Source organism: Mucilaginibacter gilvus (genome assembly GCF_004054195.1).
In the GTDB taxonomy this organism is placed as follows: Bacteria; Bacteroidota; Bacteroidia; order Sphingobacteriales; family Sphingobacteriaceae; genus Mucilaginibacter; species Mucilaginibacter gilvus.
This window is the reverse complement of sequence record NZ_SBIW01000004.1, coordinates 346,995-363,822: the sequence shown is the minus strand read 5'-3', so window position 1 is coordinate 363,822 and position 16,828 is coordinate 346,995. Positions and strand designations below refer to the sequence as shown.

At 45.7% G+C, this 16,828-nt stretch carries 19 protein-coding genes; 8 read left to right on the top strand and 11 right to left on the bottom strand.

What is annotated here, in order from left to right; translation table 11 throughout:
* Positions 1-3 precede the first annotated feature (3 nt).
* Positions 4-675 carry a molybdate ABC transporter permease subunit gene (modB, locus tag EPL05_RS11625; RefSeq protein ID WP_128534129.1) on the top strand — a complete coding sequence of 224 codons (672 nt, stop codon included), beginning with the start codon at positions 4-6 and terminating at the stop codon, positions 673-675.
* Entirely contained in the window at positions 672-1,289 is a 618-nt protein-coding gene (locus tag EPL05_RS11620) for an ATP-binding cassette domain-containing protein (RefSeq protein WP_128534128.1), read from the top strand. Before modB ends, EPL05_RS11620 begins: the two co-directional genes overlap by 4 nt.
* A gap of 305 nt (positions 1,290-1,594) precedes the next feature.
* On the opposite strand, the gene EPL05_RS11615 is transcribed toward EPL05_RS11620, so the two are convergent.
* From EPL05_RS11615 to EPL05_RS11595, 5 genes are all read right to left on the bottom strand, one after another.
* Positions 1,595-2,107, bottom strand: coding sequence for a molybdopterin-binding protein (locus EPL05_RS11615; RefSeq protein WP_128534127.1), 513 nt, complete (start codon positions 2,105-2,107; stop codon positions 1,595-1,597).
* Between the two features lie 89 nt (positions 2,108-2,196).
* Entirely contained in the window at positions 2,197-2,787 is a 591-nt protein-coding gene (locus EPL05_RS11610; protein WP_128534126.1) for a peroxiredoxin-like family protein, read from the bottom strand.
* Positions 2,788-2,892: 105 nt separating this feature from the next.
* On the bottom strand, positions 2,893-3,168 hold the full coding sequence (locus EPL05_RS11605; RefSeq protein WP_128534125.1) for a hypothetical protein: 276 nt from the start codon (positions 3,166-3,168) through the stop codon (positions 2,893-2,895).
* A gap of 59 nt (positions 3,169-3,227) precedes the next feature.
* On the bottom strand, positions 3,228-3,503 hold the full coding sequence (locus tag EPL05_RS11600) for a zf-HC2 domain-containing protein (RefSeq protein ID WP_128534124.1): 276 nt from the start codon (positions 3,501-3,503) through the stop codon (positions 3,228-3,230).
* 1 nt (position 3,504) lies between these two features.
* Positions 3,505-4,083, bottom strand: coding sequence for a sigma-70 family RNA polymerase sigma factor (locus tag EPL05_RS11595; RefSeq protein WP_128534123.1), 579 nt, complete (start codon positions 4,081-4,083; stop codon positions 3,505-3,507).
* 193 nt (positions 4,084-4,276) lie between these two features.
* On the opposite strand from EPL05_RS11595, the gene EPL05_RS11590 reads away from it, so the two are divergent.
* The 3 genes from EPL05_RS11590 to EPL05_RS11580 are packed head-to-tail and all read left to right on the top strand — an operon-like array spanning position 4,277 to position 6,570.
* Entirely contained in the window at positions 4,277-5,077 is an 801-nt protein-coding gene (locus EPL05_RS11590; protein ID WP_128534122.1) for a DUF1223 domain-containing protein, read from the top strand.
* Positions 5,078-5,102: 25 nt separating this feature from the next.
* A complete protein-coding gene (locus EPL05_RS11585; protein WP_166727685.1) occupies positions 5,103-5,801 on the top strand; it encodes a cytochrome b/b6 domain-containing protein in 699 nt (232 codons plus the stop codon).
* Positions 5,791-6,570 carry a molybdopterin-dependent oxidoreductase gene (locus EPL05_RS11580; protein ID WP_128534121.1) on the top strand — a complete coding sequence of 260 codons (780 nt, stop codon included), beginning with the start codon at positions 5,791-5,793 and terminating at the stop codon, positions 6,568-6,570. The genes EPL05_RS11585 and EPL05_RS11580 overlap by 11 nt, the downstream gene beginning before the upstream one ends.
* Positions 6,571-6,588: 18 nt before the next feature.
* Here EPL05_RS11580 and EPL05_RS11575 read toward each other — a convergent pair whose 3' ends face one another.
* Positions 6,589-8,400 (bottom strand): PAS domain-containing sensor histidine kinase, encoded by a 1,812-nt coding sequence (locus EPL05_RS11575; RefSeq protein WP_128534120.1) that lies wholly within the window; start codon positions 8,398-8,400, stop codon positions 6,589-6,591.
* A gap of 132 nt (positions 8,401-8,532) precedes the next feature.
* On the opposite strand from EPL05_RS11575, the gene EPL05_RS11570 reads away from it, so the two are divergent.
* Complete coding sequence (locus tag EPL05_RS11570) at positions 8,533-9,873, top strand: MFS transporter (protein WP_128534119.1); 1,341 nt, start codon at positions 8,533-8,535, stop codon at positions 9,871-9,873.
* 171 nt (positions 9,874-10,044) lie between these two features.
* Positions 10,045-10,611 (top strand): dihydrofolate reductase family protein, encoded by a 567-nt coding sequence (locus tag EPL05_RS11565; RefSeq protein ID WP_128534118.1) that lies wholly within the window; start codon positions 10,045-10,047, stop codon positions 10,609-10,611.
* Between the two features lie 42 nt (positions 10,612-10,653).
* On the opposite strand, the gene EPL05_RS11560 is transcribed toward EPL05_RS11565, so the two are convergent.
* On the bottom strand, positions 10,654-11,895 hold the full coding sequence (locus tag EPL05_RS11560; RefSeq protein WP_128534117.1) for an SAM-dependent methyltransferase: 1,242 nt from the start codon (positions 11,893-11,895) through the stop codon (positions 10,654-10,656).
* Positions 11,896-11,970: 75 nt separating this feature from the next.
* Entirely contained in the window at positions 11,971-12,786 is an 816-nt protein-coding gene (locus EPL05_RS11555; protein WP_208394726.1) for a DUF1365 domain-containing protein, read from the bottom strand.
* 85 nt (positions 12,787-12,871) lie between these two features.
* Here EPL05_RS11555 and EPL05_RS11550 point away from each other — a divergent pair, with 85 nt between their 5' ends.
* Positions 12,872-13,330 carry a hypothetical protein gene (locus tag EPL05_RS11550; RefSeq protein ID WP_128534116.1) on the top strand — a complete coding sequence of 153 codons (459 nt, stop codon included), beginning with the start codon at positions 12,872-12,874 and terminating at the stop codon, positions 13,328-13,330.
* 12 nt (positions 13,331-13,342) lie between these two features.
* Here EPL05_RS11550 and EPL05_RS11545 read toward each other — a convergent pair whose 3' ends face one another.
* The 3 genes from EPL05_RS11545 to EPL05_RS11535 are packed head-to-tail and all read right to left on the bottom strand — an operon-like array spanning position 13,343 to position 16,786.
* The gene (locus tag EPL05_RS11545) at positions 13,343-14,620 is read right to left on the bottom strand and encodes an NAD(P)/FAD-dependent oxidoreductase (protein WP_128534115.1); all 1,278 of its coding nucleotides are present in this window, start codon (positions 14,618-14,620) and stop codon (positions 13,343-13,345) included.
* Position 14,621: 1 nt separating this feature from the next.
* Positions 14,622-15,755, bottom strand: coding sequence for an alpha/beta hydrolase (locus EPL05_RS11540; protein WP_128534114.1), 1,134 nt, complete (start codon positions 15,753-15,755; stop codon positions 14,622-14,624).
* On the bottom strand, positions 15,752-16,786 hold the full coding sequence (locus tag EPL05_RS11535; RefSeq protein ID WP_128534113.1) for an SAM-dependent methyltransferase: 1,035 nt from the start codon (positions 16,784-16,786) through the stop codon (positions 15,752-15,754). The genes EPL05_RS11540 and EPL05_RS11535 overlap by 4 nt, the downstream gene beginning before the upstream one ends.
* Between the last annotated feature and the right edge of the window lie 42 nt (positions 16,787-16,828).

The following is a 16,828-nucleotide window of genomic DNA, read 5'->3' as shown; positions in this document are numbered from 1 at the left end:
TAAATGGATCTTACCCCGATATGGCTTACGCTGAAGCTGGCAGGCATCACTACCTTGCTACTGCTTACTTTTGGGCTGCCGCTGGCCTGGTGGCTCTCCAAAAAACGATCGCTGGTGAAGATCATTATCGAAGCTATCATCACCATGCCGCTGGTGCTGCCGCCATCCGTTTTGGGGTTTTATTTGCTGCTGGCTTTTAGTCCGCAACATGGAGTTGGTAAATGGCTACACGATAATTTTAACCTTCAGTTTGTTTTTAGTTTTGAGGGGCTGGTGCTGGCATCAGTAATTTACAGTATGCCTTTTATGATCAGCCCCGTAAAATCGGCTTTTCAGCAATTGCCTGCTTCGCTTTCGCAGGCCTCCTATACGTTGGGTAAAACCCAATGGCAAACCTTAAGGCAGGTATTGCTGCCCAATATTAAGCCCTCGCTGCTTACTGCCATTGTACTCACCTTTGCGCATACTTTGGGGGAGTTTGGTGTGGTGCTGATGATAGGCGGCAACATCCCCGGCGTAACCAGGGTGGCTTCCATCGCCGTTTATGATTCGGTGGAACAGATGGATTACGCGGCCGCCAATAACTATTCGCTCATCCTGTTCGCCATTACTTTTATATTGGTTATCAGCGTATTCGTTTACAATAAATACCAGGTAAAAAGCTCTTTGGAATGATTAGCATCGATATAGAAAAAAAGCTAAAGGCCTATAAAGGCGTAGACGTGCTGCGGGTGAAAAAAGACTTCGCTACAGGAAGCATCACCAGGATCACCGGGCCATCTGGCGTTGGTAAAACCACACTGCTTAAAATGATAGCGGGGCTGATAACCCCCGATGCTGGGCGCATAGTGGTTGATGGAATTACCTGGTTCGATGCCTCGCAAAAGATCAACCTTTCGCCCCAGCAGCGGATGCCGGGATTTGTTTTCCAGGATTACGCGCTGTTTCCCAACATGACGGTGCAGCAGCATTTGGAATACGCAACTAAGAACACTGCCTGGATCAATCGCCTGCTAACCATCGGCAAACTGGAAACCTTTACCGATCATAAGCCTGAATACCTCAGCGGCGGGCAGCAGCAGCGACTGGCCATTTTACGCGCCCTTGCTATTAAACCAAAACTATTGCTGATGGATGAACCCTTTTCGGCGCTGGATGTAAAGATGAAAGGTGATTTAATAGCAGACCTGCAGGTGCTTTTTAAAGAAATAGGCGCAACGGCGCTAATTGTGAGCCACAACCCGCAGGAGTTGGATAGGGTGAGTGGGGATGAGCTGGAGGTGGGATAATAATCGCCACCTTGTCATTGCTGTAAGCGAAGCGCGGCAACCTCATAGAACACGCGGATATGCTGAGCCTGCCGCGTCGCTATGGCTCCTTACAGCAATGACAAATTTTATACTATCACCGCTACCTCGGGTTTTCAACCCCTGGGGTACATGGGTAAGCATATCGCGTGTCATGGTGAGCCTGTCGAACCATCGCGAATAGGCCGGCCGCACACCCTTCAACAAGCTCAGGATGGCTCCACGCTCTTTGTCATACGTCCCTTCAAAAGCCAACTTATAATGCCGCGATGGAATAACTAACCTTTCTACTTCACCTGCTCCACAACTATCTTATCCAAATTATGCAAATACCGGCGACCGGTTTTTATATCGGCAGCGGAGGTCATTTGTATGCTTTCGGGCATCTTATTGGCGGTGATGCCGTTCTTTTCCATAATAATGTACACGTGGTCGCCCACCATGGTGTTATACAGTTCGTTCCAGGAGTAAACTACTTTGTAGCCGTCTATCCCTGTGCAAACAAAGTAAAAGCGGCTCAGCAGTTTTGGACTGGTGGTTTTAAATTTGGTATGCGAGAGCACATCTTTCAATAAAATGCCTTTCAATTGATCGTCTTTATGCTTAAAGGCGCCGGTATGGTCGGTAACGTTTACATCCCCTATCTCTGCAATTTTGTATTGCTTCAGCGAGTCCATCGTGATCACAGATTCCTTCTCCACCTCGCCCAAAATAGCGACCTTATTGGTTTGCCGAGTTTTCTCCTGTGCCAGGGCGCTGCCCGCGTAAATAAAAAGCAGTATGGTAAATAGTTTTTTCATGGTTCGATAAATAAAAAAGCTCAAAGCCAACCGGGGTTAACTTTGAGCAAATTAGTAAAATAGTTGTTTACTTAAGGGAAATATTAAAATTAGAGTACGGCCAAAATATCTTTAACTGAAGCGCGCTTGCTGTAGTCCTTATCAAAATGCGCGAACAGGATCTTACCGTTGCTCCCTATCACATAGGTTGCCGGCACAGGCAATACATTTTCGGCGTTGCCGTTTGCTTTGCTCATATCAAGCCCATAGCCTTTGTATTTAGTAACGGTGGCCTCGTCCATTACATATTTTACACCGTAACTGTTCATGATGGTGTAGCCCTTATCCTGTACAATAGAGTAAGATGCCTTGGTTTTGGCCACGGTTGTTTTGATGTTCTCATCCGTCTCCGGTGTTACGCCTATAACGTAAGCGCCTTTGCCGCTTAACATTTGTAACGAATCCTGAATGTGCTTCATTTGTTTATTGCAGTACGGGCACCATTGCCCGCGGTAAAAAAATAGCACAACCGCCTTGTTTGTTTTCAGCAGGGTTTTCAGGTCAACCTTTTTGCCCGTGTTATCTGTAGCTGTAAATGCCGGTGCCGTGGCGCCCGTTTTTAGCCCGGTTTGCGCCATAGCCTGTACCGACAAAAAGAGGCCTATTAACGCCCCGAATACTGTTAATGTAGAATTCTTCATTATACTTTTTTTGATATGGTTAAATAAAAAAGAGGGGGCTATGCACCCCCTTCTCCCAAAACAAAAACAACCTCCCAATTATTTATTGCCTTTTTCTTTTTGTCATTACATTTTCGAAGTGGTGTCCTTCATCTTGTCCATCTTCATTTTTTCATCTTTCTTCATCTTGTCCATCTTCATTTTTTCAGACTTCTTCATCATGGCCATTTTCTTTTTCTCCATCTTCATCTTTTCCTTCTTCATTTTGGTGGTATCGCTTTGGGCAGCGGTTGAATGCGGGGTTGATAATTTAATGGTGCCCGCGTTTACGGTAAAGCTGTACAGGGCAATTACGCCGGTTAATACAATAGTTGCTAAAACTGACTTGTTCTGAGTTTTCATGGTTTGTTTAATTTACTTTCCCGCTTTGTCGGCGGGTTTAAACAACCCTTACAACTATTTTAATTTTTATTTAATTGGGTATCTATTTTTACCTGCAGTTCGTCTTTAAACGTATCATCAAGGAGGATCTCCAAGCCCGTAGGTGTTTTTAATAAGCTCTTGATCATCTCGTTTATTTTTTCGCTTTGTTTGATATAAAGTTTGCATACATCACATTGTATAAGATGGATGCGCAACTCTATCCGTTCGCGGAAAGTTATCTTGCCCTCCATCCGTTTATCAATCAGGAAGGTGGCCTGTTGGCAGTTGTATATAATTCTTTTTAGCTCGCCCATTTTACATCCAAGTTTTTTGAAGGCAAGCCCTCAGGTTAAGTTTAGCCCTGTGAATAATTACCCAATAGTTTGACGCGCTTATCTTCAGGTCGGCGCATACGGTATCGGTAGGTTCATCGTCCAGGTGCTTCATGGTAAATACCGCTAACCACAGGGCAGGCAGTTTCTCCATGCATTTTTTCAGGATGTGGTTAAACTCCTTGCCCTGCAGGGGGTCGTAATCGTCCAGCCCGAAATGCTGCGGGGCGTTCTGTTTGTTCCAGTGCCCGTCGGCCTCGTCAAAAAAATTGGTTACCTCGCCTTCCGCGTTAGTAAGTTCCTGCGTTTTTAAGCCGGAGGACCGTTTCCGGTACACATCAATAATTTTGTTTTTCAGGATAGCCGTTAGCCATGTACGCTCGCTGCTTTTGCCGGCAAAACGGCCCATGGCCTGCAGGCCGGCCAAAAAGGTTTCCTGCACCAGGTCCTGCGCCTGTTCCTCGTCATTAATGCGGGTTATGGCGTACATGTACAAATAGTCGGCATAAGCTTTTACCCAATTCTTAGGTTCAAGCTGATGATCTGTGGGAGGTATTATCATTTCATCTGTCTTGTAAACATTCGGTTTGTCGTTAGGATATGTAAAACCTTACAGCGAGATTTATATTTTATTTTACAATTAAGGCGGCATCGTTTACGTACATCAATTTAGGTACAATAACCGGCATTTATAAATGTATAATTATTTGTAAGGATATTGTTTTAATAGCTACTAAGCCAGAAAAAAGATAGTCATGAGAAATATAAAAACCTTAATATGTGCCGTGTTACTGTGCTCCGCAGTAATTGTTTCGGCAGCGTTTAGCAACAAAAAGCCCGTTGCCAAATTGTCCAAAGCAACTTTTGAGGGCAAAGGCTTCGCGGTGGTGGAACTTTTTACTTCCGAAGGTTGCAGCAGCTGCCCGTCGGCAGACGCGGTAGTTGCCAAAATTGAGAAAGAAAGCGCGGGCAAACCAGTGTACATTTTAGCCTATCATGTAGATTACTGGAACCGCCTGGGCTGGAAGGATGTTTTTAGCAGTGCCGATTATTCGCGCAGGCAAAACACTTATGCCAACTGGCTTAACTTAAGTTCCGTTTACACGCCGCAGGTTGTTGTAAACGGGCGTAAGGAATTCGTAGGCTCGCAGGAAGGCACCTTACGCAATGCCATTACAGCGGGGATAGGCAAAGCGGGTAAAACAGCATTAACTTTAGACGGATTGAAGGCAGGCAGCAATCAAGCTACCATTAAATACAAGGCCGATGGTGCCGGTGAAAATACCGCCCTTGTTTTGGCATTGGTGGAAAAGAACGCTACCACCGTGGTAAAGGCCGGCGAGAATGGCGGGCGCACCTTATCGCACGTGCAGATCGTTACCAAGATTCAAAATATCGCGCTAAATGGTGATAAAAACGGTGAGACGAGTATTAGCTTGCCAAAGAATTTTACCGCACAGAACTACGAGGTGATCGCTTTTGTGCAGAACGTACAGAACGGCGAGATCCTGGCAGCATCGCGGGCGGCATTCCCAACGGTTAGCGCCAGCAATTAATTTTAACCATAACCTACTCCCACAAATGAAAGCCATAAAAGAAAAACATTCGCTGCTGATGCGGTGGACGCACTGGGTAAACTTCCCCATCCTTACCATTATGATATGGAGCGGGATGCTTATCTACTGGAGCAACGATGTGTACAGTATTACGCTGTTCGGCCATACGTATTTTAAATTTTTTCCGCAGGGGTTCTATGATTATTTCCATTTTTCCAAACGACTCTCGGAAGGAATGGCTTTTCACTTTTTGTTTATGTGGTTCTTTGCGCTCAACGGCATCATCTATGTGTTGTATACCATCATCTCGGGTTCGTGGCGTGAGTTGCTGCCACAGCGTAAATCTTTTAAAGAGGCCTGGCTGGTGCTTCTGCACGATCTGCACATCCGCAAAATGGCGCCGCCGCAAAACAAGTATAACGCGGCACAGCGTATTGCTTACACCGCTATTATTGTAATGGGGTTCGGGTCGTTAATTACGGGGCTGGCCATTTACAAACCGGTGCAGTTTGCCACCATTACCTGGCTCTGTGGGGGCTATCACCTCGCCCGCATCCTGCATTTTGCATTAACCATTGGCTATGTGTTTTTCTTTTTGATCCATATTGTACAGGTTATTTTGGCCGGATGGAATAATTTCCGCTCGGTTATCTCGGGCTTCGAGATAGTGAACGAACAGGCTAAACCGGTAATTACCCCAACCCCCGCCGAAGATGGAAAATAAAAAACAACCCAAAAAAGAGCTGACTATCGATCAAAAGATAAACCGTCGCAATTTTATTTCCTTCGGCGTGTTTGGCGTAATGGGCGTTGCCGCCTACAAAGGCTGGCGCTGGCTGTATACTGCGCCTAAGGAGGTTGCCGGGGTAACCGCATCTGCAAAGGCCCCGCTGCGCCGGGCTTTAAACCAAACCGAACTGGCCATGCGCAATTTTTTTAGCAACAACCATTTGGTGAGAACCTACCCAAAATCTATGGCGGCTAAAAACGTACGCCACAACAGCGATATTGGCGTAAAAGGTGGTTTTGTTATTGAAGACTGGAAGCTGCAGGTAATAAAACATACCGGCGAAATATTAACCTTCACCATAGACCAGATAAAGGCCCTGCCCAAAACCGAGATCGTTTATGATTTTAAGTGCGTGGAAGGGTGGGACCAGATCCAATACTGGGGCGGCCTAAAAATGATAGATTTTATTGAACACTTTGGCCTTGCCGAAGAAACCAAACTTGCCTACGTGGGCATGATGACACCCGATAAAGCCTACCAGGTTGGCCTGGATATGCCAAGCGCCGTACACCCGCAAACTATTTTAGCTTACGAAATGAACGGCAAGCCCATCCCCATGAACCATGGCGCACCGTTAAGGCTCATCATTCCGGTAAAATATGGCATCAAAAACTTGAAACGGATAGGCAGCATCACCTTTAGCAATACCCGCCCGCCCGATTATTGGGCCAGGAGCGGTTACGATTATTATTCGGGCCTGTAATATTTTAAGAGGGGCAGGCTATTGGATGGTTTTAAGCCAGTCGCTTGCTTCTTCTAATTTATCAAAAGTTTTGTGGGTGATATCTCCGGTTGATTTCTCTATGGTAAGGTCGGCAGATAGGCGGCTGAAGGTGCTTGGCGAGTATACCCAGCCAATATATTTTAACCCGGCTGCTTCGGCCAGCGGGAACCACTCGCTTACCACCCAATCTACCGCGTTATCCCAAGTGCCTAATACATTGGTATTATCATTTAATATTTTACTGCAGCTGTAAGCAGCAAGGGCTTCCAGCAGTTGAATGCAGCCCGTTTTTACCGAGTGCAGGCTGTGGAAGCCCCGCCAATTGGCAATAATGCACCCGGCTGTCTCATCGTAGTCTATCTCTATCCCCGGGTTTTTAAATACCGACGCATGTTTGCCCCTGACCTTAACATTAGAGATGTTGGAGAGCGGGAACCTCATGCTGAAAGTTGTACCCTTACCCGGCATACTTTCTACCCAAACGCTTCCGTTATGCTTACTGGCCGCCTCTGTAATTTTCTGGAAACCCGTCCCCAGTTCGCGCGCCACGCTTTTTTTGCTGAAGCTTAGAAATATCTTGTTGATGAGATTCTGATCTATCCCTTCTCCAAAATCCCTTACCGATAATACGAGGTTGTTATCTATGATCTGCCTGTCGATAACAACCCGGTTAGCTTTAGGAGAGAACTTTATGGCATTTTTTACCAGGCTGGCTACTGCGAGCGCGATACTTTTACGATTGCCGAAGTAAATAAAATCGGTTTTCTTTTTTAGAACGAGTTTATGAGATACCCGCTCCGGCAGGTTGGCAGCTACTTCTTTTAAAAGCCCGTTCAAAGAAAAATCGCCCATCTCGTATTCCGGATCGGTTAGCTCGCTTGTATAATTCGCCTTGGTGTTTACCCTTTTAACGATATCATCCAGTTCGATAGCACAGTCCCTGATAAGCTGTAGCGTGTCTCCTATTTCATCGGGTGCTAAAAGCCCATCGTTGAACAGGCTGGTTAAGCCCAGCAAGCTTGCAATGGGTTTGCGGATATAATGGGAATTTAAAAACGACACTTCCGACATCTGCTCAATTTTCTCGAGCAGCCGCTCTTCCATCCTCTGCTTGCTGGTAACATCGTTTATGGTTACAATAATACCATCAGCCACCGGATATATGTCAATACTGAACCACTTTTGCACCGGCCAAAAGTATTCGGTAAACTGCACGCCCTCCAGTTTTTGCAACGCCCACTCGTAATGGTGATAAAAATCAGAACCCTTCAGTTCGGGAAAAACATCCCATAAATTGCGCCCTTTAACGTACTCGCGTTTATAGCCTATCAGCCTTTCGGATGCCTGGTTCCAATAAATTATATGCGATTGGTAATCCAGCTGGAAGAAGCCAACTTTGGTTTCTTCTAAAATTTGCTCCAGTTTATGCTCGGTAAAATCCAGCCGCCCCAGTATCTCCTTTTTTTCGTCAATGTTTTGGGCAACCACCAGCCGCGCGTTCAAGTCTTTATAAATAAAAGGATGCGACATGATCTCCACATTCAGAATCCGGCCGTTTTTGGCAATGTGCTTAAACTCCCTGTACCGGGTTTTGGTACCCCGTATATCGGGCAGCACTTTAATTACCAGCGGGATATCTTCCGGCAGCCGCAGGTCCATAATGGTTTTACTTAAAAACTCTTTTTTGGTAAACCCGTAACGTTTTATGGCAGCGCTGTTCACCTCAATTATCCTTAGAGAGTCTACATCAAACACCCACATGGGCTGTGTGCCGGAATAAAATAAAATATCAAATTTACTTTCGGACATGCGCTATGGTTTAGTAGGGTTATCAAATATCGCAATTATGCCTTTGTAAATACAAACGAAGTAAATAAAGGTGTGGATTTGGGTGGTGCCAACGCGTTTTTAATTTCGCTTATTATTTGCATATTGCGGGGTATGCTGCCCGCGAAACTGCCTCTTTCTAAACAAATAGCTTATGCCTGCGGAATGATAGGCTGGAGCACCATGACCAATATTATTATTGTAATGTTGCCCTACTTTTACCTGCCACCCAATAACGCAGGCTTAAGGCCGCTTATACCGCAATTGTTGGTCTTCGGCATATTTAATATCCTATCACTCATCACCGCATCGGGCAGGCTGGTTGATGCCTTTTTCGATCCCTTTATTGCTTCGCTGAGCGACAAAAGCAACAATAAAAAGGGCCGTCGCATCCCATATATGAAATGGGCCATTTTGCCGGCTGTTGTATTTTGCGCACTCACTTTTTATCCCTGGATAAAGGGCGTAAGCGTTCATAACGCCTGGTGGCTTACCGCAACGCTCATCTTTTTCTTTATGGGTGCTACTGCGTACATCATCCCTTATAACGCCTTATTGCCCGAGCTTACCAACACGGGAGCCGAACGGGTAAAACTGTCTTCGCTGCAACAAGTCGGCTTTGTTATCGGTATCATCCTGTCGGCATTGGTGAATAACTTTGCGGATGGGGTAGAAGGGTTTCTCCATATTACAGATCGCGATACCGCCGTGCAATACACCATTTGGGGGCTTGCCATCTTCTCGGGGCTGGTAATGCTGGTGCCGGTACTGTCCATTAAAGAGAAAAGATACTCTAACAGTAAGCCTACGCATTTGCCGCTACTGTCGGCCATCCGCAAAACCTTTGAAAACAGGAATTTTAAGTATTACCTCATTTCCGATTTTTCATATTACATGGCGCTGAGCATTATCTCCAGCGGCTTGTTGTTTTTCATCACGGTATTGCTAAACCTGCCCGAATCTATGGGCGGCGTACTGATGGGATCCATGGTGATAACCTCGCTGGTATTTTATCCACTGGTGAATTACCTCTCTAAAAAAGTTGGCAAAAAGCCCATCGTACTATTCTCCTTCGCCTTATTAAGCTTAATTTTTGTGGCGATATTTTTCCTGGGAAAAGTACCGGTAGACCCCAAAGTACAGATCTACATACTGGTGTTAAGCGCATCCTTCCCTTTGGCCTCGCTGGGTATTTTACCTAATGCCATCCTTGCCGAAATTGCCCAGAACGACGCCAAGCGTACCGGCGAAAACCGGGAAGGAATGTTCTTCGCTGTAAAATATCTGTTTGTAAAGCTTGGCCAAACGCTGGGTATCGCGCTATTTGCCTTCCTCACCGTGTACGGTAAAGACCCGGGAAACGACTACGGCCTGCGCCTGAATGGTATCTGCGGATGCGTGCTTTGCCTGTTGGCTATCGTTTTCTTCAGCCGGTTTAGGGAGAAAAAAGGATAGCAGCGGCTGATTTGTGTACATAAAAGCCGCTGATAGGTGCGCTTTCCGGATATATACGTGCTTATGCCCCGCTTAAACGCCCTTAATTTGTCGCGTTCGCACCTGCAATAGCTTAAGCCGCCCGCCTACATTTGTTATATAAAATAGCACCAAGTATTACGCTAAACTTTCATGAGAAAATTAAAATTACAGATACAAATGACCGCGGACGGTTTTGTAGGCAGGCAAAATGGCGATACCGATTGGATGTGGTTCCCGAGCGAAAAGGACGAGAACAGTTTTTTGGATGTAGTTACAATGGCCGAAAGCAGCGATACCCTCTTACTGGGCCGTAAAATGACCAGGCGCTTTGTTGATCACTGGGAAAACATGGCCGATAATATGGCCGACAACCCCGCGCACCATATGGCCGAACTGATGGTGAATATGCGCAAGATAGTTTTCAGCAAAACAGAAGCCAATATTACAGGCCGAAACTTAAAGGTGGAAAACGGCGACCTGGCCAGCGCAGTGCAAGCGATTAAAAACGAGAAGGGAAAGGATATTATAGTTTATGGGGGTGCCGATTTTGTAAGCTCTCTTGTAGACCTAAACCTTATAGACGAATACTATCTCATCATCAACCCCGTTGCCATAGGCAACGGCATGAGCATTTTTAAAGCGCAAAAGATCCTGAAACTGGTTAGTTCACATGTGTACAAAAGCGGTAAAGTAATAAACAAATACATACCGGCGTAACAAGTTGGAAACTGCTACAGCTACTAAGAACTGCTACTATTCTCAATAACTCACATTATTCGGCCTTGAATAAACGAGGTGCATTACATTGATGTTGCGCATGGCGAAGGCGGCCTCGCAGTAACAGAGGTAGTAGTTCCATTTGCGGATGAAGGTATCATCAAACCCTAATGTTTTTACTTTGCCCAGGCTAAGGTTAAACTGATCGTACCACAGTTTTAGGGTTTTGGCATAGTCTATGCCCAAGTCCTTCAGGTCTACCATGGTCATATCGCCGGTGCGGTTAATGGAGCTGTTGATAGCGGCAACTGATGGCAGCAGCGAGCCGGGGAAAATATGTTTCTGGATCCAGTCCACCCCTTTGCGCAGGCTATCGTAGCGCGAATCGGGCGAGGTGATCACTTGTATGGCCAGGATGCCGCTTTTCTTCAACAGGGAGTGGCATTTTTTAAAGTATACATCCAGGAACTCATGGCCCACTGCTTCCAGCATCTCTACCGAAACTATTTTATCGTACTGCCCTTCCAGCGTGCGGTAATCGCGCAGCTCGATGCTTATTTTGTGCGAAAGGCCGGCTGCTTCCACGCGCTCTACAGCCAGTTTGTGCTGCTCTTCGGATATGGTGAGCGAGGTAACCTTGCAGCCATAGTTTTTGGCCATATAGATGGCATTGCCGCCCCATCCGCTGCCAATTTCCAGCACATGGTCGGTTGGTTTTAAGTGCAACTGGCGGCACAGACGGTCGTACTTGGCAATCTGTGCCTCCTCTAACGACAAGCCATCACGGTAAAAATACGCGCTGGAGTAAGTCATAGTTGGGTCGAGGAAGCTACCGAAGAAATCGTTATTCAGATCGTAATGCTCGGAGATGTTTTTGCGCGAACCATCCAGTGTATTGGCGCGTTTTGATTGGGAGAGTTTATTGAACCATTTAAACACGTTGAGCGCTGCCGCCTGTGCTTTGCCGCCCGATACGCTCGGCGCGTTCTCTATATTCAGCAGTACCCATTTTATTACGTTGGTAATATTATCGGTATCCCAAAGGCCATCGGTATAAGCCTCGCCGAAACCGATATCGCCATATAAAATTACACGCTTGTAAAATTCATCGCTGTTAACCACAATATTGGCGGCAATGTTGCCTTCGCCGGTGCCAATGCTTATCTGTTCGCCATTGGGCAGGGTGAGGTTAAGGAAGCCCTTGTCCATTTTGTAAAGGAACCCGAGAACGATATCCTGGTAAAAACCTGTTCTTTTTTTGGTTATGGAGAGCGAATTGGCCATTGGTGGTATCTGCGTATATTTTAATATAAATTAATGTACGAAGTATGTACAGTAAAAAGTTTTTTGCTGTTTAGCCTAATTTGCTCTATAGGGGCGGTACACGCCTTTTTGAAGCCCGGCATCGTCGCCCTTTTTATGAAACGGCAGTTTTTTGAGCCATAGTTTCATGGCCTGCCAATGGATAAGGCCGATAACTTTTAGGGTTATCAGCGGGAAACTTATAAAATACAGCAGCAGGTTTGAATCGGTTAAAGGTTTGCGTAAACCTGTAAGGGTACTGATAAAAAACCGCTTGCCGGCCTTATCGTAATCATCTATCCGTACCTGTAGTTTATCGCCGGGAATTTGCAGATCAAAATCAAAATTGGTATCCATATCGATAAAGGGCGATACGTAAAAGTATTTCTCCGTATTGAGCTTAAACCCTTCATCTTGTTTGGTATCTGCACCCAAAAAATAAGGCTTCATCTCCCTAAAGGTATTGCAAACTTCCACAACGGAACAGATAGGCTCATCAGCCTCATTATAGCAAAAATAAAACGAAACCGGGTTAAACTGATAGCCCAACGTACACAGGTTGGTGAGCACCATTATCCGTTTGGGTGGGTTGGTAATGCCGTTCTCTGCCAGGTAGGCGTTAATATGCTCACGGATATTTTTGGTCGTATCGGGTTTTTCGCGTGGTAGTTGCAGATGGTCTTTATCCCTGAAGCTGAACAGGTTGAACCGGTTGCGGCTCATTAGCCTAAAGCGTTTAGATAGCCCTGCTATCTCATCCAGATCGAGATAGAACATAAAAACTTCGTAATGGAAGCTGTGTACCTTAGGCGCCAAACGGTGGTGCATCACCTTTGCTTTGTATAAACAGGAATTAATGGCGGGGCTTGGCATATGGGAATATACGAAGTTTAAGCCGGCCCAGATGCTTTATGAAACTTGTTGATTAAATACTACCTTTATTTCAACGATCTAAACCATGCCATTCCATATCACCATTACACGCTCCAAATCATTCGAGAAACGGCTTTCAAAAGATGAGACAGAAAAAATACTTTGTTATATAGATAAATTTATACGAGATAAGTCCGGTAAAAACATTGATAAAACTGATTATAGCCTCCGATATAAAGGCTCGACCTCGTATTTTAACTGGAATATTTTAAGAGCCGTTGATAAAGGTGTTTTTAGGATTGAAGAAGATGGATTTCAAAGTAAAATAACTTACGAGTATTTTATGTATCAATTGTTTATTGTGGTTCCAATTATGGGCATTGGTTTCTGGATATTTTCAGGCAGTTATCTGGGATTTTTGTTGTGTGTTGGATGGCTCGGAGGTATGAATTGGCTTATTACAGTAATTCGCCATGGTTCCATGTTCAATGAGATTACAGAAGGAATTGACACCCTTTTTATCGAGTTGAAAAATAACAAATAAGGGTGTTCCCTTCTACGCGTTTATATCCGCATAAATTTCTCTCCCCAGCAAATGCGAACTTAGTTTAACCGCGCTGGCAAAAGCATCCTCGTGGAAACCGTATTTAAAATAGCTGCCACAGAAGTAAATGGGGCCGTTTTGGTTTAGTTTGTGCAGTTCGTTTTGAGCCTGCATGGCGGGTACATCAAACAGGGGGTGCTCGTAGTCGATCTGCTTAATTATCTTCTTCTCATCAATGTTATTATGCGGGTTGATAGACACGAAGTAATTCTTTTTATCTGATACATCCTGCAGGCGGTTCATCCAATAAATAGTGCTGGGCATTAGCTTGCCATCCTGCATTTGGATGCGGTAATTCCAACTGCTCCAGGCGAGCTTTTTGTTGGGCATAATGCTTTCGTCGGTATGCAGGGTGGCTTTGTTGTACTGATATTTGAAACAGGATAACAGGCGCTGCTCATCCATAGTTGGGGCATCCAGCATTTTAAGCGCCTGGTCGCCATGGGCGGCGATGATCACCCTGTCAAAGATCTCTTTTGAACCATCAGAACCCAGCACCAGCACTTTGCCATCTGCCAGGCGGGCAACGTTAATGGCTTTACAGTTTACACGGATCTTATCCAGGAAGGGTTTGATCAGGATCTCGCGGTACGATTGGCTGCCGTTCACCGGTGTGTACCACTGGTGCTGCGTATCCAGCCCTAAAAAACCATGGTTGAGAAAGAAGCGGATAAGCGATACAGCAGGAAAATCGAGCATCTGCTCCATCGGCGTACTCCAAACCGCCGAACTCATGGGAACCAAATACTTCCACAGCATATCCTCGCTGTAGTTAAACTCTTTGATGTATTGGCCGATGGAATAATTGGCGAATTTAGGGTCGTCCAAGATCTTCACGCTTTCTTTATTAAAGCGACTTATCTGGCTTAGCATCCGCAGGTAGGGGATATTGAAAATATTCCTCCGCTGGGCAAACAGGTGGTTTAAACTGCTGCCACTGTACTCCAAATTACTTGGGATATGCTGCACACTAAAGCTCATATCCGTTTTCTTCACCGGGGCACCAATTTCTGCAAACAGGCGGCAAAGGTTGGGGTAGGTTTTATAGTTAAACACCATAAAACCGGTATCAATGTAAACGGGCTTGCCACCCTCATCAACCGTTACGGTATTGGTATGGCCGCCTACGTAATCGTTTTGCTCGTAAAAGGTAAGGCTGGTTTGCTTTTGCAGGAAATGGCCGCAACCCATGCCGGCTATACCGGTGCCAATGATAGCTGTTTTGTGCATGTTATTTGGTTACGGTTTTTATAAAACGCTCTACCACGTAGGTTGATAATTGCCCGCCCGGTCCGTATAGGTTATAATCGAACCCGTGAGTTGCCCAGGGCAGTTTTAGCCAAAAATGTTTGATGTTGTTTTCGGTTAGCTTTTTATCCAATCGGCGGCTATGCTCGGGCGCTACCAGCACATCGTTACTACCATGGAGCAAAAGCGTGGGTACACTTTGTTTACTCACAAATTCAAGCGGCGAGCAATCCAGATACTTCTGCGGCACCGCGGGGTAAGCACCGCCGATGTAGTTCTCCATTACCTTGCGCGAATCCATGATCCATTTATTAGATGGGATGGAATACCCCCAAACCATATCGGCAGGGCCGTAAAAATCTATCACGCCTTTTAAACCACTATCAGGATGGGTGTAGGCATACAATAAAGCGATCTGCGCGCCCGCCGAGCGGCCCATTAGCACAAAATTATTGGTGTCGATATGCAATTCATCGGCATGGGCTTTCAGGTAAGCAAACGCTTCGGCCACATCCATAACCGGGGATGGGGTTTGATATTTTGGCGCAAGGCGATAATTAATTGCCGCCACGTTATAGCCTTGTTGCGCCAGGTAGCTGTTTAATTCAGGCAATTCGGAGTTATCGCCCCCTGCCCAGGAACCACCATGTACCGATACGATGCAAGGCTTTTTGCCACTGATAGCCGAGGGGTAAAAATTCAAGCTCAGCGGCGCCTCCATGCTGGTATTATAAACCAGCGATTTGTAGGCAACCCACGGCTTCGCCTTAAACAATTTAAAAAAGCTGAACGGGGCCTGCGTGCTATCGCCATTGATACTGGCACTGCCCGGACCAAAAGCCGTTACAAAATCTTTTTTTAATGACGATGCTACTATATAAGACATTACTATAGGCGAAAGAAAAAGCAGCAAGGCAAGCACCCCAATAGAGGTTGACGCCGCCTGGTATTTTTGAAACCAAACCCCGGCGATCAATACCATGGAAGTTATCCCGGCGAACAGCAAAGGAAACTCCGTTACGCCAATGGCCAGCAGCCACAAATAGTAAGCAGGTGCCCTGGACACCGCCAGCAACGAAATAAGGAAGAGAATAATTACGAGGATAAGCCTGATCATGCGCCGTTTTTATGAAATAAGTAGTGGCTCACTAACCACTCGTTGCCCTGGTTAAAGTTCCACAATTCGGCGCAAGCTAAATAAAATAAGCGCCAGTAAACCCACCATTTTACGGCTTGATCTTTACCATAAGTATCTTCGAACAGCGGCATAATTTCTGCTTTATGCTTATCCATATTGGCCAGCCACGCTTCAGATGTTTTGGCGTAATGGGTGCCGCTTACCTGCCAGTGGTTCTCTACCACCAAATCGTCGTTGAAGTAGAACATAAGGTCGTCGCTTGGCATAATGCCACCGGTGAAAAAGTATTTGCTCATCCAGTCGCTTTCGTCCTTCACTTCAAACTTGTAAGCGTATTCTTTATGGGTAAAGATGTGGATGAACAGCTTGCCATTTTCTTTTAAAAATGATGCTACTTTCGCCATCAGCAGCTGGTAGTTGCGCATGTGTTCAAACATTTCTACCGATACCACCCTATCGAATCTATCGTCGATAGCGAAGGTATTCATATCGGCGGTTAGTACCGTAAGATTGGTAATCCCACGTTGTTTGGCCTGCTCATCAATATGGATCTTCTGCGTGCGGGAGTTTGATACTACTTTAAAGGTGCTCTCCGGGTATTTAGCCGCCATAAACAAGGATAACGAACCCCAGCCACAGCCCAGCTCTAAAACACGCTGACCGCTGGCTAAGCCTGCACGCTGGCAGGTAAGTTCCAGCATATCATCTTCGGAGGTATCAATATCGGTAACACCTAATTTCCAGTACCCGCTGCTATATTTTAAATTTTTGCCGAGGCAATACTGGTAAAATTTGGTGGGCACCTCGTAATGCTGTTCGTTAGCATCGGCGGTATTAACGGCAATCGGCGATGCTTTCAGTTCGGTAATGAGCTTCATTAGGTGTGCCTGCTGGGCTTCTACATCGGGCTTTTTTTCATCATTAAGTCTTTGCTGTAATAGCTTGCGGATACCTTTCCGCAATAAAAGATCGGGGACTTTATCTTGTTCTACTAATTTATCGTACCACATAATTGGGGGTATGCGCTTTTCTAAGCGCGAGGTTGTTGTTTA